General features: G+C 39.8%; 23 protein-coding genes and 2 pseudogenes. 3 read left to right on the forward strand and 22 right to left on the reverse strand.

Annotated features, from left to right (window positions below; genetic code table 11):
• Window positions 1-464 precede the first annotated feature (464 nt).
• The 3 genes from V3565_RS02130 to V3565_RS02140 form a co-directional block, all read right to left on the reverse strand.
• Window positions 465-3,038 carry a YadA-like family protein gene (locus V3565_RS02130; protein WP_455478680.1) on the reverse strand — a complete coding sequence of 858 codons (2,574 nt, stop codon included), beginning with the start codon at window positions 3,036-3,038 and terminating at the stop codon, window positions 465-467.
• A 694-nt stretch (window positions 3,039-3,732) separates the two neighbouring features.
• Entirely contained in the window at window positions 3,733-6,714 is a 2,982-nt protein-coding gene (locus tag V3565_RS02135; protein WP_455478681.1) for a Vomp family autotransporter, read from the reverse strand.
• A gap of 475 nt (window positions 6,715-7,189) precedes the next feature.
• Window positions 7,190-7,723 carry a hypothetical protein gene (locus V3565_RS02140; RefSeq protein WP_455478682.1) on the reverse strand — a complete coding sequence of 178 codons (534 nt, stop codon included), beginning with the start codon at window positions 7,721-7,723 and terminating at the stop codon, window positions 7,190-7,192.
• Window positions 7,724-7,807: 84 nt separating this feature from the next.
• Here V3565_RS02140 and V3565_RS02145 point away from each other — a divergent pair, with 84 nt between their 5' ends.
• Window positions 7,808-8,089, forward strand: coding sequence for a type II toxin-antitoxin system RelE/ParE family toxin (locus tag V3565_RS02145; RefSeq protein ID WP_455478683.1), 282 nt, complete (start codon window positions 7,808-7,810; stop codon window positions 8,087-8,089).
• 16 nt (window positions 8,090-8,105) lie between these two features.
• The gene (locus V3565_RS02150) at window positions 8,106-8,402 is read left to right on the forward strand and encodes a HigA family addiction module antitoxin (protein WP_455478684.1); all 297 of its coding nucleotides are present in this window, start codon (window positions 8,106-8,108) and stop codon (window positions 8,400-8,402) included.
• Between the two features lie 47 nt (window positions 8,403-8,449).
• On the opposite strand, the gene V3565_RS02155 is transcribed toward V3565_RS02150, so the two are convergent.
• From V3565_RS02155 to V3565_RS02165, 3 genes are read right to left on the reverse strand one after another with little or no spacing between them, the layout of a single operon-like run.
• Window positions 8,450-8,725: a hypothetical protein gene (locus V3565_RS02155; RefSeq protein WP_455478685.1), complete on the reverse strand. Its 276-nt coding sequence runs from the start codon at window positions 8,723-8,725 to the stop codon at window positions 8,450-8,452.
• The gene (locus V3565_RS02160; RefSeq protein WP_455478903.1) at window positions 8,722-9,507 is read right to left on the reverse strand and encodes a phage antirepressor KilAC domain-containing protein; all 786 of its coding nucleotides are present in this window, start codon (window positions 9,505-9,507) and stop codon (window positions 8,722-8,724) included. Before V3565_RS02160 ends, V3565_RS02155 begins: the two co-directional genes overlap by 4 nt.
• Window positions 9,497-9,703, reverse strand: coding sequence for an Arc family DNA-binding protein (locus tag V3565_RS02165; protein WP_455478686.1), 207 nt, complete (start codon window positions 9,701-9,703; stop codon window positions 9,497-9,499). Before V3565_RS02165 ends, V3565_RS02160 begins: the two co-directional genes overlap by 11 nt.
• 74 nt (window positions 9,704-9,777) lie before the next feature.
• On the opposite strand from V3565_RS02165, the gene V3565_RS02170 reads away from it, so the two are divergent.
• Window positions 9,778-9,981, forward strand: coding sequence for an Arc family DNA-binding protein (locus V3565_RS02170; RefSeq protein WP_455466795.1), 204 nt, complete (start codon window positions 9,778-9,780; stop codon window positions 9,979-9,981).
• Window positions 9,982-10,009: 28 nt separating this feature from the next.
• Here the strand turns inward: V3565_RS02170 and V3565_RS02175 are convergent.
• The 16 genes and pseudogenes from V3565_RS02175 to ssb all read right to left on the reverse strand — a co-directional run.
• Window positions 10,010-10,474 (reverse strand): annotated as a pseudogene (locus tag V3565_RS02175) (antA/AntB antirepressor family protein); the annotation flags it as partial.
• A gap of 314 nt (window positions 10,475-10,788) precedes the next feature.
• Window positions 10,789-11,139, reverse strand: a complete 351-nt coding sequence (locus V3565_RS02180; protein WP_455478687.1) for a head-tail joining protein — start codon at window positions 11,137-11,139, stop codon at window positions 10,789-10,791.
• Window position 11,140: 1 nt separating this feature from the next.
• Entirely contained in the window at window positions 11,141-12,217 is a 1,077-nt protein-coding gene (locus V3565_RS02185) for a major capsid protein (protein ID WP_455478688.1), read from the reverse strand.
• Between the two features lie 12 nt (window positions 12,218-12,229).
• Entirely contained in the window at window positions 12,230-12,598 is a 369-nt protein-coding gene (locus V3565_RS02190) for a head decoration protein (RefSeq protein WP_455478689.1), read from the reverse strand.
• A gap of 1 nt (window position 12,599) precedes the next feature.
• The gene (locus V3565_RS02195) at window positions 12,600-12,866 is read right to left on the reverse strand and encodes a hypothetical protein (protein WP_455478690.1); all 267 of its coding nucleotides are present in this window, start codon (window positions 12,864-12,866) and stop codon (window positions 12,600-12,602) included.
• Window positions 12,830-13,933, reverse strand: a complete 1,104-nt coding sequence (locus V3565_RS02200; protein WP_455478691.1) for a S49 family peptidase — start codon at window positions 13,931-13,933, stop codon at window positions 12,830-12,832. Before V3565_RS02200 ends, V3565_RS02195 begins: the two co-directional genes overlap by 37 nt.
• A pseudogene (locus tag V3565_RS02205) lies at window positions 13,923-15,470 on the reverse strand (phage portal protein). Before V3565_RS02205 ends, V3565_RS02200 begins: the two are co-directional and overlap by 11 nt.
• Window positions 15,470-15,718, reverse strand: a complete 249-nt coding sequence (locus tag V3565_RS02210) for a phage head-tail joining protein (RefSeq protein WP_455478692.1) — start codon at window positions 15,716-15,718, stop codon at window positions 15,470-15,472. The pseudogene V3565_RS02205 and the gene V3565_RS02210 overlap by 1 nt, the downstream one beginning before the upstream one ends.
• A complete protein-coding gene (locus V3565_RS02215) occupies window positions 15,715-17,634 on the reverse strand; it encodes a phage terminase large subunit family protein (RefSeq protein WP_455478693.1) in 1,920 nt (639 codons plus the stop codon). The genes V3565_RS02210 and V3565_RS02215 overlap by 4 nt, the downstream gene beginning before the upstream one ends.
• Window positions 17,635-17,647: 13 nt before the next feature.
• Complete coding sequence (locus V3565_RS02220; protein WP_455478694.1) at window positions 17,648-18,199, reverse strand: hypothetical protein; 552 nt, start codon at window positions 18,197-18,199, stop codon at window positions 17,648-17,650.
• Window positions 18,200-18,473: 274 nt separating this feature from the next.
• Entirely contained in the window at window positions 18,474-19,067 is a 594-nt protein-coding gene (locus V3565_RS02225) for a hypothetical protein (RefSeq protein ID WP_455478695.1), read from the reverse strand.
• A gap of 3 nt (window positions 19,068-19,070) precedes the next feature.
• A complete protein-coding gene (locus tag V3565_RS02230) occupies window positions 19,071-19,382 on the reverse strand; it encodes a hypothetical protein (protein ID WP_455478696.1) in 312 nt (103 codons plus the stop codon).
• Window positions 19,383-19,690: 308 nt separating this feature from the next.
• The gene (locus V3565_RS02235) at window positions 19,691-20,023 is read right to left on the reverse strand and encodes a type II toxin-antitoxin system PemK/MazF family toxin (RefSeq protein WP_455478697.1); all 333 of its coding nucleotides are present in this window, start codon (window positions 20,021-20,023) and stop codon (window positions 19,691-19,693) included.
• Window positions 20,023-20,280 carry an AbrB/MazE/SpoVT family DNA-binding domain-containing protein gene (locus tag V3565_RS02240; RefSeq protein WP_455478698.1) on the reverse strand — a complete coding sequence of 86 codons (258 nt, stop codon included), beginning with the start codon at window positions 20,278-20,280 and terminating at the stop codon, window positions 20,023-20,025. Before V3565_RS02240 ends, V3565_RS02235 begins: the two co-directional genes overlap by 1 nt.
• Before the next feature lie 97 nt (window positions 20,281-20,377).
• Window positions 20,378-20,914, reverse strand: coding sequence for a hypothetical protein (locus V3565_RS02245; protein ID WP_455478699.1), 537 nt, complete (start codon window positions 20,912-20,914; stop codon window positions 20,378-20,380).
• A 10-nt stretch (window positions 20,915-20,924) separates the two neighbouring features.
• Window positions 20,925-21,362: a single-stranded DNA-binding protein gene (gene ssb, locus V3565_RS02250; protein ID WP_455478700.1), complete on the reverse strand. Its 438-nt coding sequence runs from the start codon at window positions 21,360-21,362 to the stop codon at window positions 20,925-20,927.
• Window positions 21,363-21,418 lie beyond the last annotated feature (56 nt).

Below are 21,418 nucleotides of genomic sequence, written 5' to 3' on the forward strand. Positions count from 1 at the left end.
ATCATGGAGTTGTTTTACAAGTGGCATGATAAGGTTACTTTTTAAGGTGTTTTATTTTGAAAATGAGTCACAGAAGTTTGTAAATAAAGGCAAAGTTCGGTTGTGTTTGTAATATAGAGGGCGGTTATTTAGTATAATCTTAAAATTTCGTGGCTCTCCTCCATGTTAAGGTTAGGTTATTTAATGTTCTCTTATGGTTGAAGAAATCATTTGCTTGTTTTTTAAGATTTTGTTTTCTTTTCAAGATATTTTATAACTATGGCTATTTTCTACCTATAAGGTATTCAGAAAAATAGCAAGAAAAATATAATAGGCATTGTAACAACTTTATAAAAAGTGTTGTATAAAGTAGTGGTGGTTATTTCATTGGGAGTAAATTGTTGGTTGTTTTATGTAAAAAACTTCCACCTTTATTTTGTTAAACGAAGGCGGAAGTTTTATTAAAAAATAGCGCTTTCAATTAATTAATTCAGTGTTAAATTAAATCCCGCTCCTGCACCCCAATGTCCTTCTGAACCTGTGACAGATAAGTTGGAACGGATATTCCCATCTTCAGATGTATAACCAACACCAAGAGCAAATGCAAATTGACTGCGCCATAAACCGCTACCAAATGCAATACTTAATTTTCCAGGCGTGTCATTATAATGCAAATTGGATGCGGCCAAACCAATTGCCGCTGCTTGTTTAGCTTCTTTTCGTATACTTTCTAAACCATAATTTAAAGCGTTAAACTTCATATCTGTATATGATTTAACCTCACTAACACTATTCTTAACCTGCGTATCCGTGTACTTTTGGGCATCTTGAAGAACAGAATCCATCTGTTGTTTGGTGTAATCATATAACTGACCACCATTTACTGCTTCTTTCGAACCTGAAGCAATCTGACCGTCAGAAACATTGTCAATTAACACAGGCTCACTTTCATTTCCACCAACTAAAGCGATGCTATTAATCTTATTTCCATGCTCATCTTTATCATAATTAACAACCTCATGCTTAACTGAATTTTCTATATCTTGTACCTGCTTAACAAGAATATCAATCCCGCCTGTAATTTCTTGGTAAAGACTGGAAATAGAGCTATTCATCCCCGTAAAAGCTTCAGAAACCGTCTTATAAGTCTTATCTTCGGTCTTGCCATCAGCATTAACAATTTTAATCGTGAAGTTTGGAGCTGTCCATTGACCATCTGCACCATATCCCGCACGACCATCCAAATAGTGCACAAATTGTTCAGTTAAATCATAAATCTGCGATCCATTAATCGCATCGGTAGAAGTTTTACTGATAGTACCGGACGCAAGATATGTAATCTTACTATTGCTTTTTTCATCTCCATGGCGTGCAATAAAAGCTTTATCAGCATCACTCCACAATACGCTATTCTGATTGATGCTTCCCGTAAGCTTCTTTTCTACATCGGTCAGAGATTTATCAATCCCTGAAAAGGCTGAACCAAGATCATTATATTTTTCACCATTGATTTCATAAGTTGGTAAAACTCCTGTAAGCAAATCTGCACCACCACCAAAAAATTTGGATATATTGCCAGAAAGACTACTCACATCATCTGTAACAGCCTTAACATTCTTATTGGTCGCAAAAAGCTGTGATCCATTAATCGCATCTGTAGAATTTTCACTGATATCACCAGCTTTGACATTATGCAGAGCAACCGGTCCAGAATCTCCTTTACCCAACGTAACACTGCTATAGTCAACAGCTCCATCTTCTGAGAGTTTATCGTAAAAAACTACAGAAGCATTTATTTTTTTAAGTTCATCAATACCGCTATTAATACGACTATCAATACGATGACTTGTACTCTCATCAAGACTCTTTATACGAGCATCTAATTGCTGCTTATTAACTGCATCACTATCACTTTGCGCATCTGCTACACCAGAAAGTCTCCGCGCTTCTCCTGATTCACTAGAGATTCTGATTTCATCGGTTTCTTTCGTATTACCAATGACGATAACACCAGAATCATCCATTTCAACAAGGTTTTTTGCGTCCATATAGCTTTTTAATGATTTTAACTGCGCAACATTGACTGCATCAGTATCTTTACTACCAGCTGCCACCCCCGTAATCTGCCGACTATATTCCTTTGAAACACCACCTACACTAACTGCAGCCAATGTACTTTTCCACACATAATCACCATCTTTTTTCTCAGTACCAGTTACAGGATCATATCCAGACACACCAGCATCAACATCAGCAACAGAGTGAGATCCTATTGCGACACTGTCTTTCTTCAGTGCTTCGGAATAAACACCAAGAGCAGTAGCATTTTCCTCAGATGCGGTTGCAAGCCCACCTAAAGCAACTGCAGAATCCTTACTTGCTTTAGACCCTACACCGATGGCAATACTTACCTTACCACTTGCAAGCGCAGAAACACCAAAAGCTTGCGCCCCCCCAGCTGTTGTAGTTGCCCCCGCACCAAATGCTGTTGAATAATTACCTGATGCATAAGCACCACAACCAGTTACAAAAGAATAGATACCAAAGGCTCTAGGCATAACATTGCTAAAACCACCTGTCAGCGGCGACATATAACCGCCATCGGGCTGTGTAGTACCATCACCAGTCTTAGATGCCTGCTTATCCATAGTACCATAAGGATTAGAGTTACCAAAACTCTTGTTTTCAAGAAATCTCTGATATTGCTCTTGCGCAGTTATTGCCTCGGGTGATGGATTCACACCTATGTCGTCTTCGGAAAGAGTACCCTTAACAATTTCAGCTCCACGACCTGCAACATAATCTACACCGCAATATTCACTATCGCCAGCAAAGACAATACTTCCATGACTCCCATTTTTATATTTTGAGGTACCCAAACCCATACTCTGATCCTCCCCCCCTGTTAGAGCAACATTTGCAGCAAAAATAGGAGAAACACTCGATAAGAGTGTAGCCATCACCGTCCCAAATGAAATAGCTTTAGCAAAATTTGACCTAGAAAAAAAATAACAACCCTTTAAACTGCTTCCTTTGAAAGTGTAATATAATTTTTTCATAATGAATTTCCCCAATTAAAATACATTTTAAACATTAAAAAAACACATTTTAACTCTAAGTTATGTTTATTATAGTGAATTGTGCTTTGATTTTTTACAGTATGGTTTTGTGCGGTGATTTTTTAAAATTGATGATAAGGAATTATTTTTTACAAAGACATATTCTGCGTTAAATTCACGCTATGGTAGTATCTTAAGAATGGCATGGTAAGGCAAATCATGGTTAGGGTGTTTTGTTTCGGAAATAAGTTACACAGCTTGACAAACAAGGTAAGATTTGATCACTTTCGTAGTGTATAAGGTGATTATTTCATAGTTTTTAGTATAATTATTTAAGATCCCACGGTCCTTATCCGTGTTAAGACTAGCTTATTGAGCTTCTTTGTGCAATGCAGAATAAAAGAAGTTGTGTTCTTGCAAACAATGATTTTCTTTTAAAGATACTTCGCAACCACAGTTATTTTCTACGTACAAAATATTTAGTGAAATAGCAAGAAAAATAATAGTGTTCTAGTTTTGAAAAATATACAGATGTTGAAATAACCTCATAAAAAGTGTTGCAAATAACGATGTTACAATGATGGTTATTCTTGTGTATTGAGGTAAATTACCTATTGTTTTACATAAAAAACTTCCACCTTTATTTTTTTAAACAAAGGCGGAAGTTTTATTAAAAAATAGCGTTTTTAATTAATTAATTCAGCGTTAAATTAAATCCTACTCCTGCACCCCAATGTCCCCCTGACGTTGTAACAGATAAGTTAGAACGAATGTTTCCACTTTCAGATGTATAACCAGCACCAAGAGCAAATGCAGATTGACTACGCCATAAACCGCTACCAAATGCAATACTCAATTTTCCAGGTGTGTCGTTATAACGCAAATTAGATGCGGCAAGACCAATCGCTGCTGCTTGTTTAGCTTCTTTTCGTATATTTTCTACACCATAATTTAAAGAATTAAACCTCATGTCTGTATATCTTTTAGACTGATCAACAGCATCATCTATAGCATCAACAACAATATTATTTACACGCCGATCCGTATAATTCTTTGAATTATCAAGAATTATTTGCATCTGCTGTTCAGTATAATCATGTAATTGACCACCATTTACCGCTTCTTTCGAATCTGAAGCAATCTTACCGTCAGCAACATTGTCAATTAATACAGGCTCACCTTCATCACCACCTTTTAAAGTGACTTTATTAGTTTTTTCGCCATCCTCACTTTTGTCGTAGACAACCACCCCATCAACAATACCATTGTATTTATTTTCAATATTATCAACTCTATTACTAATATTAGTAACCGTCGTACCAATATCATGGATCGCGTTTGAAAAAACATCAACTTTTTTGTCAATGTGATTAACCCGCTGTTCAACATTTGTAACACGCTCATTCGTTTTCCAAAGTTGTCCACCATTGACTGCATCCGTAGAATCTCGTTGCACTTTACCATCAGCTACATTGATAATCTTCTTCGCTCTACCGTTACGATTAGCATCGTAGGCTCCTTTGCTCTGATTCCAAAGTAAAACGTCTTCATTATTAACTTTGTTTTTAATCTCAGCAATACGATTATTTACGTGCAATATACTGTTGTTAACACCCTCAAATGCTTCAGCTACGTTAGAATAATTTATCTTCCCACCAACAGCACCACCAACATCAACTTGAACAACCTTAAAATTAGGATTTGTCCATTGTCCATTTTCATATTTGGCACCACCACCAAAATACTGAGCAATCTGATCACCCATAAGATAAAGCTGATTTCCTGTAATAGCATCCATTGAACCAAAAGAAATTTCTCCATCCGAAAGGTATGTAATCTTACTTTTTTTCCTCTCTTCTCTTGTTCCATGAAGCGCGACAAACGCACCACTGTCCTCGTTCCACAATAAAGCATTGTTAGAAAGATGATCAATTTTATCAGTCAAATTATCGTTTACATATTTGGCATAACTGTAAACACTCTTAACACTCAAATCAAGTGTTACCAAAGAATCAGAAACATTATTAATAATCTTCGGAACCATCGTACCATCCGTAGAAATGCTGGTTACATTATATTGCGGATTAAAAAACTTACCCTGCCTAAATTCTGCACCTCCACCAAAATATTGCGCAACATCTTGGAATATTGCATGCATCTGACCACCGTTGATTGCATCATTTGATCGTGCCTCAATCATACCATCTTTTACATTATGGAGAGCAACTGGTTGTACATGATTATTAAGACCTAAAGTTACACTTTCATAATCAACAACACCACCCGCCTTTTTGTCGTATAAAACCGCAAAAGCATTAACACCTTGGATATCTGTAATAATCTCAGTAATATTTGCAATTTCTTCATCAAGTTGTTCTTTATTAACAGCTTCATCATTGTTTTTAGCAGCTTTCACGCCAGAAATTGTACGAGCCTCACTTGAAGAATTTTTGATATTAATTTCAGTTCCATCTGTTGCACTTCCGATTGTAATAGGAGCCGTCTCATCTTTCTGCTCAACAAGTATCAATTTTCTCATAGCTTTCAATTGTGCAACATTTACTGCATCAGTATCCTTACTTCCCGCTGCTACTCCTGTAAGCTGTCGCGTTATATCAAGATCAGCATCACCAATACTAAAAGCACCCGCAGTACTCTTCCACACAATATCAGCATCACCAGCTATTTGTTTTGTATCATTCCTTATAGGATCATAACCCAAAACGCCATGTTCAGTGGTAGAGCGAGATCCCCCTCCCACAGCAACACCATCTTTAGCTGATACCTGAGCACCTGCACCAATCGCAATTGAATTAAATGTTTCAGCATAACTATGAGCACCTATAGCAATTGCATATTCATCCTTTGCTGTTGCTTGTCCACCTCGTTGTCCATTATCTTCGTCGTCTAAAGGAGCAGCACTACCTATTGCAATAGCCCCCTTAGCTTTGGCTGAAGCCTGCAAACCTACAGCAATTGCATAATCCACAGTTGCTGTTGCTTTAGTACCTAAAGCAATACTGCTTTCACCCCTAGCAACCGCAAGCCCTCCGATAGCAACTGTAGAATCTCCTGATGCTTCCGATCCAACACCCATAGCAATACCTGCCTTACCACTTGCAAGGGCAGAAACTCCAAAAGCTTGTGCCCCCCCAGCCTTTGTCGTAGCACCTGCGCCAAACGCGGTAGAATAATTACCCGATGCATAAGCTCCACAACCGGTTACAAAAGAATAAATACCATAAGCTTCTGGCAAAACATCACTTGAACCACTAGTCAGACTTCCCATATAACCACCATTATTAGTCGTTACACCATCACTTTGCCAAGTAGCCTTCTGCATCATCGTTCCATAAGGATTACGTCCACTAAACTCTTTGTTTTCAATAAATCTATTATATTGCTCCTCTGCAGTTATTGGGCTAGCTGTATTCGATGAACCGCCACGATCCACAACTTTATCCACACCACAATAATTATCATCACCGGCAAAAACAATACTTCCATGACTTCCATAAAGATAAACCACATCGGTACCATTTGTACTTTGAGTATTTCCTCCTGTTATAGCAAGATTTGCAGCAAAAATAGGAGAAACATTTGACAAAATAATCGCCATCGCTGTTCCAAAATACATAGCTTTAGTTAAATTTTGTGTTGAATATAATTTTTTCATAAGAACCTCCTCCAACAGAGCTCAACATCATCAAAACGCGCAAAAACACCCGCAGCAAAACTTCATTGTTTGCGCACAAAAAAAACCAATAAATAAAGATAAAACTCATCCCTTACGGATACCGATGCTCACTACGGTATCATCCTAAAATCTCTGTAAAACATTGAATCTAGAAAAGGCCCCAATCCTTTTAACCAAAGGAATCTAAACTAAAAAAACAGACCACTTCAAAAATACTATATAACCCTCATTCAAAAACATCGCTCTTTATTATCCTAACAAGAGCAACTCCTATTACAGGACAATTTGATATTTCAGATAAAGCGCATAAGCAAAAGGGCAAGGGTACAAAAAATAATTTTTTATTAATTCAAAAAATACATCCCAAGAATACTTAAATATGAGTGATATCCTACAGCATCTTACCATAAAGTTTATGGATACTACACGGATCTCTTTATTACTAGATCTGCCCTTACCCACATACCACAGCTCTCAACATTATTTTAATAAGATAATCAGAAACACATAAACCATAACCACGCCTCATCGAACGCATAACAATCCGTGTTGATAAAATATCAATTATCGATTGACGTAAATCATCAATATAAATGACTTCGAAAGTTAAAATGGCTCCATGAAGCGCAAAAACACCATTATCACCAAAGGCCATCGCAATATTCTTTAGCCCACAACTCTCAACCCTATTGTTTAAAGTGGGATTGGCGTGGAAAATTTCTTCAACTTCCCATGCTAAGTGATCAACACAGCGCGCACCACCTTTCTCTGTTGCATAACATTCAACATCAACTGTTAAAATACGCCGCCGCAATCCATGAGCATGCCCATCTTCCAGTGTTTCATTTTGCGTAGACACGTTAATGGCAGGCATGATCTCAATGGAAAAATTAAAATCCCGCATATTGAAAACACGCTCACCAGCTGCCGTCTTCGCTGCCTTTATCAACGCAACAAATATCTCTCTTATCGTCTCTCTCGGCTGCATAAACGCTCCTGTTATTCAACATTTATCCTTTTTTTGAAGTTGGTATCATATTACGATACCAAAAGAACGAATAAAGGTGTTTTGGTGATTGAATCCTTTGCTGATAAGCGGTGTAAAGATCTTTTGAAAGGCAATCCACCAAAAGGCTTTCCCACGAATCTATTGCGGATAGCCCAAAGGAAATTATTTATGCTTGATAAAGCGGTTGATCTCAGAGATTTACGTAGCCCTCCTGGCAATCATCTCGAAGCATCGAAAGGTAGTCGACAAGGACAATATTCTATCCGTATTAATGATCAGTTTCGTATTTGTTTTGAATGGCGTTCTAATGGCGCTTATGAAGTTGAAATCGTAGATTATCATTGATCTATAGGGGATCGAGATGAAAAATTATATAGCTATTCATCCCGGAGAAATTTTACGAGAGGAATATTTAAAAGAATATTCCCTTTCTGCTTATGCTCTTGCAAAAGCATTAAATATTCCACGGACTCGGATAGAACGTATTGTTGCAGAAAATAGTCCAATAACCCCTGATACAGCACTAAGATTAGCCTATTTTTTTGATACAACAGCTGAATTCTGGCTTAATATGCAAGCTGCTTACGACGTCAATGTTTTGCAATCAGAAAAAGCAGAAGAATTTTCTAAAATAGATAAGTTTAAATGTGTGCTTTAATTATCCTCCCGCCTTAATGACGGGAAGATATAAGCTTCGTGATAAGGTTAAGCCACTTTCTTAATCAGACTTTCTAAATTTTGGTTATATGCTTTCAAAAAAGAATCCATACCTCGAGGAAACTCTGAATCTCCAAAGTCTGTGAGAACCACTAAAAGCTTAACAATATGCGCATCTTTCTTGATCTTTGAAACCAGAGCTTTTTCTACTACGTTCATGGTATTGACTATAGCAGTACACTCCTCATCTTCAACACTACCACGATTGCAAAGCTTAAATAACACCAACCACAGATCACATAAAGAGTCGATATCAGTATTCATTGTATATCTCCGTGGATTTGTTCTCTTAAATACGCCAAGCCTTTTGCGGTAATCTTGGTTGAAGGCAGGATCTTTTCTGTTCCATCAGATTTTTGAATCGTGATCGTAGGGCAATCCATGAGGCCTTTCTTGATCTTATCCTGATAAGGCAGTAACGGAGATCCCGGAGCACGACGATAAACCCAATCATTCCCACGCAAATAATTCGTTAGATCTTTTGGTCGTACCTCCAGTACCTTGGCTGCTTCTGTAAGACCAAACAGACCATCAGAGCGGGTTAAACCTTCAAGTGCTTCTGCTTTTGGTTTGAGTGCAGCGATGATTGTATCTTTACGCTCATTTTCATCTTTTAAATGCGTTAAAACACCGAGCATTACTTCAGGACTGGAGTAGTCGATCGATTGGATATGAGATTGCTTTATCTCGCCTCTACGCCATGCAACAAATAGCTTAATAAGCATATAACGGACTTGAGAAGATTTTTCTGTATTCGATTGAGAAGATTTTTCTGTATTCGATAATGTCGCAATCAATAATGCTTGCTCTTCGTTAAGCCAATATTCTGTTACGTTATTGCCTTTTATTACGTGCGCCACGGTGGCGCACGTCCCAAACCTTTCTATTTCTTTCATATTTCTTGCGATTAATTTTCTAACGTCACGTGTACGAACAAACTCTAATTTTTCTGCTAAATCCACATCGCGAACACGGGGCTCGTTTTCGATTTCTCTTAATTTGATTAATTTGTCTTTATTGATAGATAAGTATGTGCTATTGTCTATGGTGATTAACCTCTTTCAGGTTGATTAAATGTGAAGCGTTAGAGCAGGTTTTTGCGGACTTATGCTCTAGCGCTTTTTCTTTTTTGAGAATGTTAATTATTTCAGATGAAAGAGAGCGATCATTCTCTGTCGCCCTATCAAACAACCACTCCTTTAATGTATGTGGCATATTTATTTTATATTGGATCGTTTTCATTTTACCTCCTATGCACATATTTAGTACCAAAAAAGTACCTTGTGTCAAGTGCATTTTAGGTATATTTTAGGTGCATGACAAAAAAAGATCGTGTGCAATTTAAATTTCTCATTCCAGTTGAACTAAAAAATCAATTGGAAGAGTTTGCTGAAGCAAACCACCGTAGCCTTACGGGCGAAATTCTTTCTCGTTTAGAGGAGTCTGTCCGCACTACCCATCTACGGGCAATGGACTCAAAAGATCTCCCAACGCGCATGAGACAATCACGTTGTGAATAAAAAATAATAAAGCTTGATGCCACACATTCCCATCAGAGCGTGTTAAACCTTCAAGCGCTTCTGCTTTTGGTTTGAGTTCAGCGATGATCGTATCTTTACGCTCATTTTCATCTTTTAAATGGTTTAAAACACCAAGCATTACTTCAGGACTGGAGTAGTCTATTGGTACTGATGATACTTGCTTTGCGCGCCGTTCGCATTCAATAAAGTACTGCCGTGCTTGCTTGCCTTTTTCATTACGCTCAACCATGGAAAGCTCTTTCGCCATGTCGAGTGAAAGATGGTATTCTATCGCTCTTCCACCGTTTTCTAAAATTTTAGAAAACGCCATAAAATCCCGATTTTTTCGAAAACCATATTCTTTGATGCGATTTTTAATCCAGTCTGCAAATTTTGATGTAACTTCCAAAAACGCATGCAATTCACGCGCATTCACTGTTTGGACAGTTTCCTGTCCAACCGTTTGTTCTGTGATTTCTATGAGATCGTTCATGATGAACTCCTTGTTGTAAATTGTTTTTGATTGACACTCTAAAGAGAGTGCCGGGTGCTCAAAAACACGGCAACAAGCCCGTCGTTACACTTTTCCCTGAAAAGGGTATTGTATAGCGTAACCACACCCGACAAAGCCATTGTACACGTGCAGTGTATAATGAGTCAAAGCTTTTAATGTGCGAGAAAAGATTGTTTCGGCAACCCATCCGCTTGTTGTTTTAAGGCGTTTTTGAAGCACCTGATTCGAGAATAGACATACTTTTTCTATATTGTCAACAAATAAAGTAAGATTTTTAAGATAGAGATATATTATTATTTTCCCTCCCGCAAAATCAGCTTATACATTCCGGATTCTGAAGCTTTCACATCTGCCACAATGAAATGCTCTTGAAGGGTATTTCCAGTGTTTTCAGAAGACATAACAATGACACTATCCTCAAGCTTTGGCGGCAATCCGCCAATGTCATTGATATAAACATCAAGTTCTTTTCTTGGGATTGTCGTGAATGTTCTACCGCCAGCTTCCGATTCTGAATGCTTGATGCCATAAATCGCTGTAATACGGAAAGATCGCCCTGTTTCCTTTCGTGTATAAATGATGGGCTGCCCAAAGGTATTGCGTACATCTTTCACCATTTGCTTGAGCAGCCCATGCCATAACATCTTATTTTTCCCCTATAACGGCCTTAAAGAGCATTTCAGGACGTGTGCAAATATAAAGAGGATAGCTGTACACTTCAGGCTTGACCCATGCGTTACGATCGTGATCAACTATCAACATAGTGTAAAGAGGCTTCCCAACCGTATTAACAAAGTCTAGACTTTCCCCTGGAGCAAAGGTTTTCTGGAACACACCAGGTGCATCAACGGGAAAGAACTGACATTCATCAGGCTTAATCCCTATTGCACGTTTTGTCCCAGCTTTAGCGCTAACGTTGTAATTGTGAATGCTTCGATAATTAATAAAAGTTACCCCAGCAAAATCAAAACTTCCAAAGCTGCCTGATCCAATAGCATTTGGTGTTGCAACACCCCCTGCACTATTCAATGTCTGTGCCAAGGCTGTATTTAAATAGGTTTCACGAATAGTTTTGTGGTTTTTTAATTTGGAAAAGAATTCATTTCCGCAAAGACCAACAATTCGTGAACGATCCGTAAACGCACCCTTTGAAGCCTCAATCATTTTCATAATGACTTGATCAACGTGGTCAGCAACATTTGTCTCATCTTTGTTCAATTTAAAATCAAGTGGCTTTGGTGGTGTAATCTCCCATTCCTTATACCAATCAACAATCACTGATCCATCAGCATCGAGAACAACACCTTGAATAGCCCCAAGCTGCATATTTTCCCATGTCAATTCAATTTCAGAAATAAGCTTTTTTTGTTTTTTAGCGATATATTTCATCGCACTCTCAAGTTGATCCTCTGTTCCAAATTCTCGACGATTTTGGATTTCTTCTGCTTTCACCGTGTCACTTTTGGCAATACGGGTTGTCCGAAAAAACCGCAGATTGCGGCCACTTCTGTCAGCTTCTGCCAAAGGTGCACCACGTTCACTTGTTTGGATCAACGACAACGTATTGTCGCGTCTCTCAATCCCAACCACGGTTGTGCTTGTTTCAACGTCCTCAAAAAGATTAAGAGAGCTAATGAGACTGGGCTTAAACTCGTAGTTTTCAATCGCTTTCATCATTGTTGTCGCTGAGAAAGCGTCGTGTTTAAAGAAATTCATATCCATGTACGCATTCTCCTATCGCAATATAATTTTATTTTTTTCTTCCAAAGAGTGAATAGCCGCTCGCTTTTGCTCGTCTGTAATTGCATTCGGCCATATCAACTCAGAAGCTTTCACAGTACATAAACGCGCCGTAATCACTGCACGCCGATCTGTTTTTGTCGCATCAACATTGGCATAAGCAATGCCTGCTGGCACTCCACTACCATCTGAAGCTGAGGGACGAAGTGGTACATATTTGCCCGTTGCAGTTACCATACCCATGACAGTTCCTGCCGTAATTTCCGCACCTGATGCAAAGATGACCTCTTCCTGTGATAAATCGGAATCATAACGCCCGAGATAAGCGCTATCACGCACACCTTCACAAAAAATATTACTCATTTTATTTCCTTCCACCCACTGCTTTCCAAGCTGTTTCCCATTTTGCATTCATTTTTGCCTTGCTATTCCCACCATCATTCGGGGCATAAGCTGACACTTTCAAAGAAGCGCTTTTGTTAGAAGCATCTGTCAAAATGATATGACGTGCTTTATCTAAGCTCATACCGTTTTTAATAGCTTTTACTGCATCAAAAGAAACGCCTAAGCGCCCTGCTTGTTTTTCAAGATTCATTAAGGCGCGTGCGCGTTTTCTTTCTTGTTCACGCACGGCTTGAATGTTTTTACGCGTATCTTCCTCATCTGCATCCTCGTCTTCTTCGTCCTCTTCATCAAAATCTTCGACGTTAATGTCGATGTCGTCTTCCTCTGTGAGATCGATGGTCTCTTCTTCGTTATCTTCTTTGATAGTGTCTTCTTCGGCGCGATATTTTGTGCGTGCCATGTCTTCGTTCCTTCTTCTGTTGGTGTTGAGGGTAATTTTATGGAATCCATCAAGGCTTCCAAAGTCTGCGCAAATGTGCCCTGCGCATCTGCTAAGCCAAGCTCTACAGCTTGAGTTCCTATGAAAGTTTCTGCCTTAGTCTCTCGAATTGCAGCAGCACTCATTGGTCTGCTTTGTGCAACTAAATCGACAAACATGTCGTAAAGCAGCGCACAGTCTGCTTGCATTTTTTCAAGTGCCCTATCGCTCAAGGGTTCATGAGAGTTGCCATGAACTTTGTGGTCTCCTTCAAAGACAAAAGTCCATTTATGACTATTTTTTTCATCTGCACGGGATTGATCAAGATGCGCACAAACAACACCAATCGAACCAACAACACCCGTACGTGCAACCCAAATTTGCGACGCAGCACAGGCAAGAGCGTAAGCCGCAGAGCACGCAAACTCATTGGCATGAGCCCAAATGGGTTTGTTATATGCCTGTGAAAGCGTGCGGAACTCTTCAACCAAATCGAATACACCGCCCGCTTCACCACCGCCACTGTCAATATCCAACAAAACAGCGTGAACATCAGGCTGATCAATAGCTTCACGAAAAGAAGCCGCCAAACCTTCATAGGAAGTCAGTCCTGATAGAGCACCAAGCCACGCCCCACGGCGCACAAGCGTGCCATGAACGGGGATAATAGCGACATTGTTTTGTACAACATAAGCTTCAGGGGGTCTGAAAGCCGCTGCATTACTTCCCGAAAAAGCTCCAATCGCAAACTTCTCTCCTTCAAAAAGACGGGGAGCAAGAGCATTGAGAATAATATCAAGCTTTGTAGGAGCAAGCATATGCGGAACGCCGAAAAGCCGTGATGCCAAAAACGGCAAATCAAGGTTACTCGCCATGTGTATGTCCATCGCTGCCTTGATTACTCTCGTAGTCACCGTTAGAATCTTCGGCATCAACTACTCTATGAGCAGCAGAAGGATCGACTATATCAGTGTCAAAGGATAACCCACGTGCTAAAGCATCTTTGCGCTCTTCCTCAAGCTCAGAATGAATGCTGTCAATATCAAAACCACGTTCAGCAAGCGCCATACGTCGTGTTTTTAACCCTGCTCGAATTTCTTCTTTTTCTGCCGAAATATCCTTGAGTGGATCAATCATTTCGAGTGGTGGTGCAAAGCTTTCACATTGTATCCATGGCAAATAATTGTCTTCCCAGCCTGGCAGATCAACACATCCACCAAGCACCGCCATTTCAACAAAACGTTCCCAAACAATGCGATTAAATTGAAAGGCAATAATATGCTCGCGCCATTGTTTGACGTGGCGTCTAAATTGAATGATCGATGTACGCACATTGGAAAAGTTTCCCCGCGTTACATCACCTGTCACAACAGCATAGGGCATGTTGAGAGCTGCACAAATTTTTAAAGTATTGTGAAATTGGAAAGGCTCATAAGATCCTCCAACCTCTACGGGGTTGGAAAATTTGATGTCTGTGCCCTCTGCCATTTCTTGGATTACACCTGACTCAATGATAATAGAAGGGGCTGTTTGCTTTCCTTCCTCACTTTCTTCATGATTATCAGCCGCATACGCGTTACTAGCATTAGAATTAGAGCACGTAATAAACCCCGCGAAAAGAGCAGCCGTTCTTTTTCTATCAATCTCGGCATCATCATAAGCCTCAAGCTGAAAAATCTTGACTAAACTGCGCGTGACTTTTGGAGAACCACGCAATTGACCAGCAATACGCCTTTCTTTAACGTGGATCACCATTTCAGCAGGAATTCTTACACGCTCTTAATTTCCAAATACTCCATTTTGTGGATTGCTATCATAAGGATGATGCCTCCAAAAATGGTACGCAACACGCTTCCCACTAGCATTAAACTCAATCCCCATGCGAATATAGTTGCCTTCAATTTCCGCAACCCCATTATAGGCTAAATCAAGCATTTCTGCGGGATAAATTTGCAACTGAAGAGGCACACCGGAACGCCCATAAAGGTCAACGTAGTGCAACCTCACAAAACATTCGCCCGTTAAAAAAACTTCCCGAGCAATCGTTGCTTGAAGACCATAAAAGTTTGCATCTTCATCATAATCAGCCTCATCAACCCATTGCCACCAAAGATCAAGAAGCTGCTTCTTTTCTTTCTGAAAACCTGCAATTTTCGGATAAGGCTTAATTCCATCACTAACCGCTGCCGAAACCCATTCTTCTGTTGCAGAACCATAAAGGGCTTCATTATCATAGAGCCATCTTGACCGGGCAATAACGGTATCACCTGCTTCTTCAATTGCTTTATTGATATGTTTTTTTTCAGGATTTAACCCTCTCATTCGACGACTGCGACTTGCAGCTTCAAAAGGCGGATTATGATTGCCAGAAAGACTAAAAAAATCCGTTATTTTACTTAATAATCCAGCCATTAATAACCTCGCCTCGCATCAATATAGAAAGCACGAGAGCTGCCACGCCCTTCAAACTCTGCTATTTGCTTATCCAGAATTGCAAGTGCTTTGCGTAACTCTTCAACAGAGCGGTTTCCAACTTGTTTGTCACCGTGACGCACAAACTGTGCCCCTGAATAAAGAGTCTCCTCAAGTTGCTCTCGCTTTCTTTTTAATTCTGCAATTTTTTCGCCTTTGCTCTTCAATGGATTTAAATTCTCACTCATAAAATATCCCACTCTCTTTGCATGTAAGGATTGACTGATCTCCTTAGTTGTTTCCTTTGAGGCTGTGTTGGCTGAAGCTGTCCTGAAAAAGACGTCGCACTCTCTGAAAATGCCTCAACAGTTTGAAGACTTGCCAAGCGCTTTTCTAAGATATCGACTTCTTCACTAAGGTTCAGACCCGCTGAAATCAGACCTTGTAAAGCCGCGTAAGCATAGACGCGGCAATCCAAAGCCTCGTTTCTGGCTTTTTCACTTTTTTGCCATTCTATTCGCTTAAAGCCTTTGAAATATTGGATGACTTTTCTTTCAGCAGTCAATTGCTCGAAATATTCTTGATCAAGATTTATATGAAAGTGCGTTGCACCAGCACCTGACGCTTCAGAACCCGATTTTCTAAAACGTGCCGTAATAATATCTTTGGCAGCATCAACCCCTATCATATAAAGATTAATCTGCCCCTTATTATTTTTGCTAGGACGACGTGGCCAGACCGCACGCCATCCCGCCTGACCTTTCACCCCCCATATGCGCCTTCCCTCACGAGGACGCACATAATTATAAACAGCCTGTGTGTGACTGCCTCCTGTATCAATACAAGCAGCCGTGATCCTTATGCCATTTTTGTAACCTTGATGTGGCCAGCGTTTGGCAAGATATCCATCTAACTGATCCCAAACCTCAAAGGAGGACGGATCACCGAGGATGACTTGATAATCAATATTCCAGCTTTCTTCACCCCGTCCCCAACCGACAACTTCCAATTCTAACCGATCATTTTGCACATCGATACCCGCTGTTAACAACACAGCTTGCGACGGTGCAATGGGGTAATCTTCACGCCGTGCATAGAGGCTCTCAGGATCAATAACTTCACCCGTTTTATCTTCCCAAGGTTCTCCAAGAACAGTATTGATAAAAGGCTGCAAAAGCGCAGGATCCTCTTTCGCATTTAAAAATTCTCGTGCACACTCTCCCCACGTCAACCATGGAGAGTAAAGTGCTGAAATGTGATAAGAACGCAAATTCGGTCGGCTTGACTCACTCGTAGGAACCCAGCACGCGCCTCTCTCTTCAGACATCAAATCTGCTTTTCGATGCTCGGCATGTTCATGGCCACAATGGGCACAAACAAAAACAGCCTTTTCTGGAGACCCTTTTGGCCACTTAATTTGCGACCAAACAATCGGCTGTAACACACCGCACTCATCACAAGGCACATTGTAATATCTCTGATCACCAAGCACAAAATCCTTGGCTATACGGCTTGTATCACGGTGTGTTGGTGTGGACAATTTAAAAATCTTTCTTTGGACAAAAGTCGATGTGCGCTTTTCAGCAATCACGACTGGATCACCTTCATTATCCACGCTCAAAGGATAAGCATCGACCTCATCCAAAATCAAATAACGAATAGGCATCGAGCGAAGCCCAGCAGCACTGTTGGCTCCCGTAAGCATAAACGCACCGCCGGCAAACTCTTTCGAAAACATCGTATTTCCACTATCGCGCGCGCGGGCGGGAGCGATGCGTTCACTTAAAGCAGGACTTGCTGTAATCATCGGATCAAGACGAGTCTTCGATAGTTTCTTCGCTGTCTCAACAGTCGGCATCACGTAAAGTGCAGGCCCCGGACTATAATGAATAGCATAGCCGCAAAAATTCAGTCCCGCTTCCGACATGCCAACCTGCGCACCTTTCATTACAATGGTTGTTTCAATCGGCACGTAAGAAGAAAGATTATCCATGATTTCGCGCAAATAGGGGGTACGCTTCGTTCTCCAAAGCCCAGGCTCAGCACTTGCTACCGTGCTCAGATATCTATTTTTATCCGCCCATTCTGAAACCGTGTAAGGTGGATCGGGTTTTCGAGCTTCATTGGCATGTGAAAAAAACTCTCTGACCGCGCGATCATCCATGCTTCACTCTTCATTATTCAGGAGCGCTAGGATCATGAAAAGGAACCGGGATATGAATTGCCTCAAGCAAAGCTTTTCTCATGTAATAATCAATGGCACCGACAAGGCTAGCTGCATCACATCCTACTTGAGCAGCGATGCTGGCTCCGAAACGATGAGGAAAATTCAGCATCGCATCACGATGCGCTTTTCCGAATTCACGTGCTGCCTTTTTCATTTCCTCTCGATCAACTGTTGTTTCACGCAGCCGCTCCAACGCAATCTGTTCGCTTTCAAGCGCAACTTGCATTCTCTTCAGCTTGATTTCGTATTCACTCGCTCCATCTGCAGAGTCTTTTTTAATTTTTGCACAAGGCTGACCAGCAGATGCTAAAAATGATTGAGATCGCTTTGTGGGATTCTTGCCCCATATGGCTCTTGCAACAGCTTCATTAACTGAACCATCCGCAAAAATCGCCTCATCAAATTTGCCAGTTTTAAAGCGAGAAACAACCGCATTCGCAGACACACCCATTTTCTTGGCAAACGAACGAACAGATATCCCTTGCCGACCTTTCTTATTCATTGAATATTTACCCGTTCTGAATAACTTATAGGAATTATTGTACAGCCTGTGCATTAAAATCAGTTGTTTTCAATGACTTATGTGTACAATGCACAGTCATTTTTAAAATTCTGTCGCTAGCGATAGGTCGCGCTGTCCTGCCCCGCAACAGACCCACTCCGCTGAGAAGTACCTTTTGCATTGATTTTATTGATTTTTTTCTGAAAAAAGCGAAACATCATCGATAATCTTGTCTTTAAAATTACGATCACAGCATACAGCATATAAATATCACTTAAGAGTGTGCTTTAGCCTTATTCTTGGCAGCATATTCCTGACGAGCAAGTTGTATCTGTATATTTTTGGTTAATCTTTCATTGGCATGTTGTACAATAAAATGTGCAATCTCTGGCTTAGACATGACTTCTGCAATGGAGACCCCTTCCTGTTTTACAATGGGGAATTGATCTCCTCCAGCTCTTTGGAACACATTTCCCCCTCCTCTCCTTAAATTAACACGCTTGGGAAATTTTCCACCTTTTATAAAGCCATGAGGTAAAATCTTTCTTGCTCCAAACATTGTGTAAATCACACCGCGCTTTGTTTCTTTTGCCTTAAAAAACTTAAGCGGTAATGATGTGCCTGAACCAATAATATCTGCTTCAGGAAATTTTGCCGTTGCCTTTGTTTTAACGTAAACACCTTGCTTCACGCGTTTTGATTTTGCTGATGAAACTTCAGAAACTTTTCTTTCTATAAAACGCTCAACCTGCTTTGCTGCAGTGTTTACAGCATTACGAAGTGCCCAATTAAGACGTGGTGCTTGAAGACTGGTGAAACTATCCTCAACCTGCTGAAGATACCATTTTTGATGAATTGTGAACTTCAAATGCTAAGCTTTCTTTTTAGAATCCGTTGATGGCTTAGAGGCTTTAACCGTTTTAAATTTTTCGGAAACGATTGTTTCTGCGGATTCTTGCTTGCTTACCTTTGTATCCTCTTTTTGCTCATCAAGCTGTTGTCCTGTACTAGCAGCAACACATTCCTCCTCCTGATAAAGCTTTGCAGCATTAGCCCGTTTAAGACGAGCATAAACTTGATGAGAAACCTCAACGAATGGATTATCTGAAGTTGAAGACTCAAAACGAACGACGTCTTTGTTATCACCTAAAACGCACATTGGTTTAGTGATTACTATTTTCATAGTCACTCCTTTTGTAGGATTATTTAATGACAGAATTAATGACACGACAGGTCAATTATTGGATTTTATTATTTGAAAAAAGAAACAGCCAGTTTTCCTAAGAAAACCAAGCTATACAGCCACATTAAAGGCTTAATATTTTATCAATTTTTGGGGATACTTTTTGAATTTTGGACGCAATAAAACCAATGCAGCGATGTTATTAAATACGATTTTTTATACTATGTCAACACAAAAATATAGATCTTGTGTTCATTTGTTTTTTATTCCTAAATTTAGTGTTTAAAAAACCAAAAATAGAGAAAAATTTATGTAAGAAATGTTGATAATTTGGCAAGCACTTCATTGATAATCGTGGGAGAAACCGTTTCCATTTTCTTTCCTTTACGCGCTCTTATATCAAGGGCACGTGGTTGGTCACAGCGTACCACACCTGTTGTGCACAATCCCGATCCCATCAATGAGACAGCAAAACCTGCTGTTCTGGCAAAACTTCCTCCACTTGTAATGGGTAAAACAATGGGTGTTTCCGTTACACGATTAAATGCCTCTGGTGATACAATCAGCACTGGACGCATCCCTTTTTGCTCACAGCCTAAAGCCGGATCAAGTGACACTAACCAGATTTCACCCCGCTTCATCACAAGAGCTCTCGACCAACAGGCTGAACATCAAGCCACTCTTTGTCCTCATAAGAAAAATCAGCCAAAGGATCACATTGAGCTAATAATTCATCAAGAGTGTAACTGGGAAATGCTTGTGGCTTTACCACCAAAAGTCCATTATCAATAGCTAATCCAACTTCGGTATTTTCAGAAAAATTAAGGACATCGAGCAATGCAGGTGGTATAGAGAGCATAACCGACCCTCCAACTTTACGTAATCTTGTTGTGTGCATAAGATGTTCTCCTTAAAATGTTATATAAAAATATAACACTTACTCTCCTATTATTCAATGGCCTGTCATGCTTTTACGAAAAATAGCAGCGAAAAATTCACTTTTTACCGTCTTCATCAAAATATTTATGGAGAGCATTAAGAACAATACGCAATGAATTAACAAGATACTGTAGTGCAGCATAAAGATTATGCTGTCTATAGAGGACCTGTGTCTCTTTTACGATTTCTTGTATATTTAAAAACTGTTTTTCCGCAAATTTAACCCATTTTTCCCTTGCCTCACCATCAGAAGTTGTAGGCACTTCATCATAAATAGCACTCGGCAAACCTTTTGCGCATAAATAATCGTTTCTAACTTCAAGATATTTCTGTGCAGCATCATACTGATCTTGGCTAATGCCTGATGGGTCTTGTCCATATCCGAGCAAACAAAGTCGCCCAATATATGTGCTAGAAAGGGGATTTTTTGCTTCTTCCACAGTCAAGCCAAAGTGCTTAGCACGCATTTCAATTATTAATTTATTAACTGGTTCACGAGGCATTTTCGCACGTAAAATACGACCATTTGGTTCTCTCAGACATCCCTTAATCCGTGGTCGTCCACGTTTTGCATGTTTTTTCTTTTTTGCCATATTTTTTTAATCAAAATGGAATGTCATCATTAACAGGTGGTTTATAATCAGCAGCGCCTGAAGCAACAGCATAACTTTGAGCAATGACAGAGGAAGATTGATCTTTTTTCGTATCAAGCAAATACAACTCACCTTTAAACTGTGGCAAAATCACTTCTGTCGTATGGCGATCAATACCTTTGTTATCTTGCCATTTACGTGTCTGTAAGCGCCCTTCAACATATACCTTGCTGCCTTTTTTAAGATATTGAAGGGCAACTTTTGCAAGATGAGGATTGAAAACTACAACGGAATGCCATTCTATTTTTTCTATTTTCTGATTGGTGTTTTTGTCTTTATAGCTCTCTGAAGTTGCCATACTAAAATTAACCACCTCAGCTCCAGAAACCATTGTTCTGCTTTCGGGATCAGCACCAAGACGTCCGATTAGCATGACTTTATTGACCATATTCTCATTCCATTCAATTTGCGATTTTAATGATCAATATTGTAACATAAATTACT

Source organism: Bartonella sp. B10, assembly GCF_053794435.1.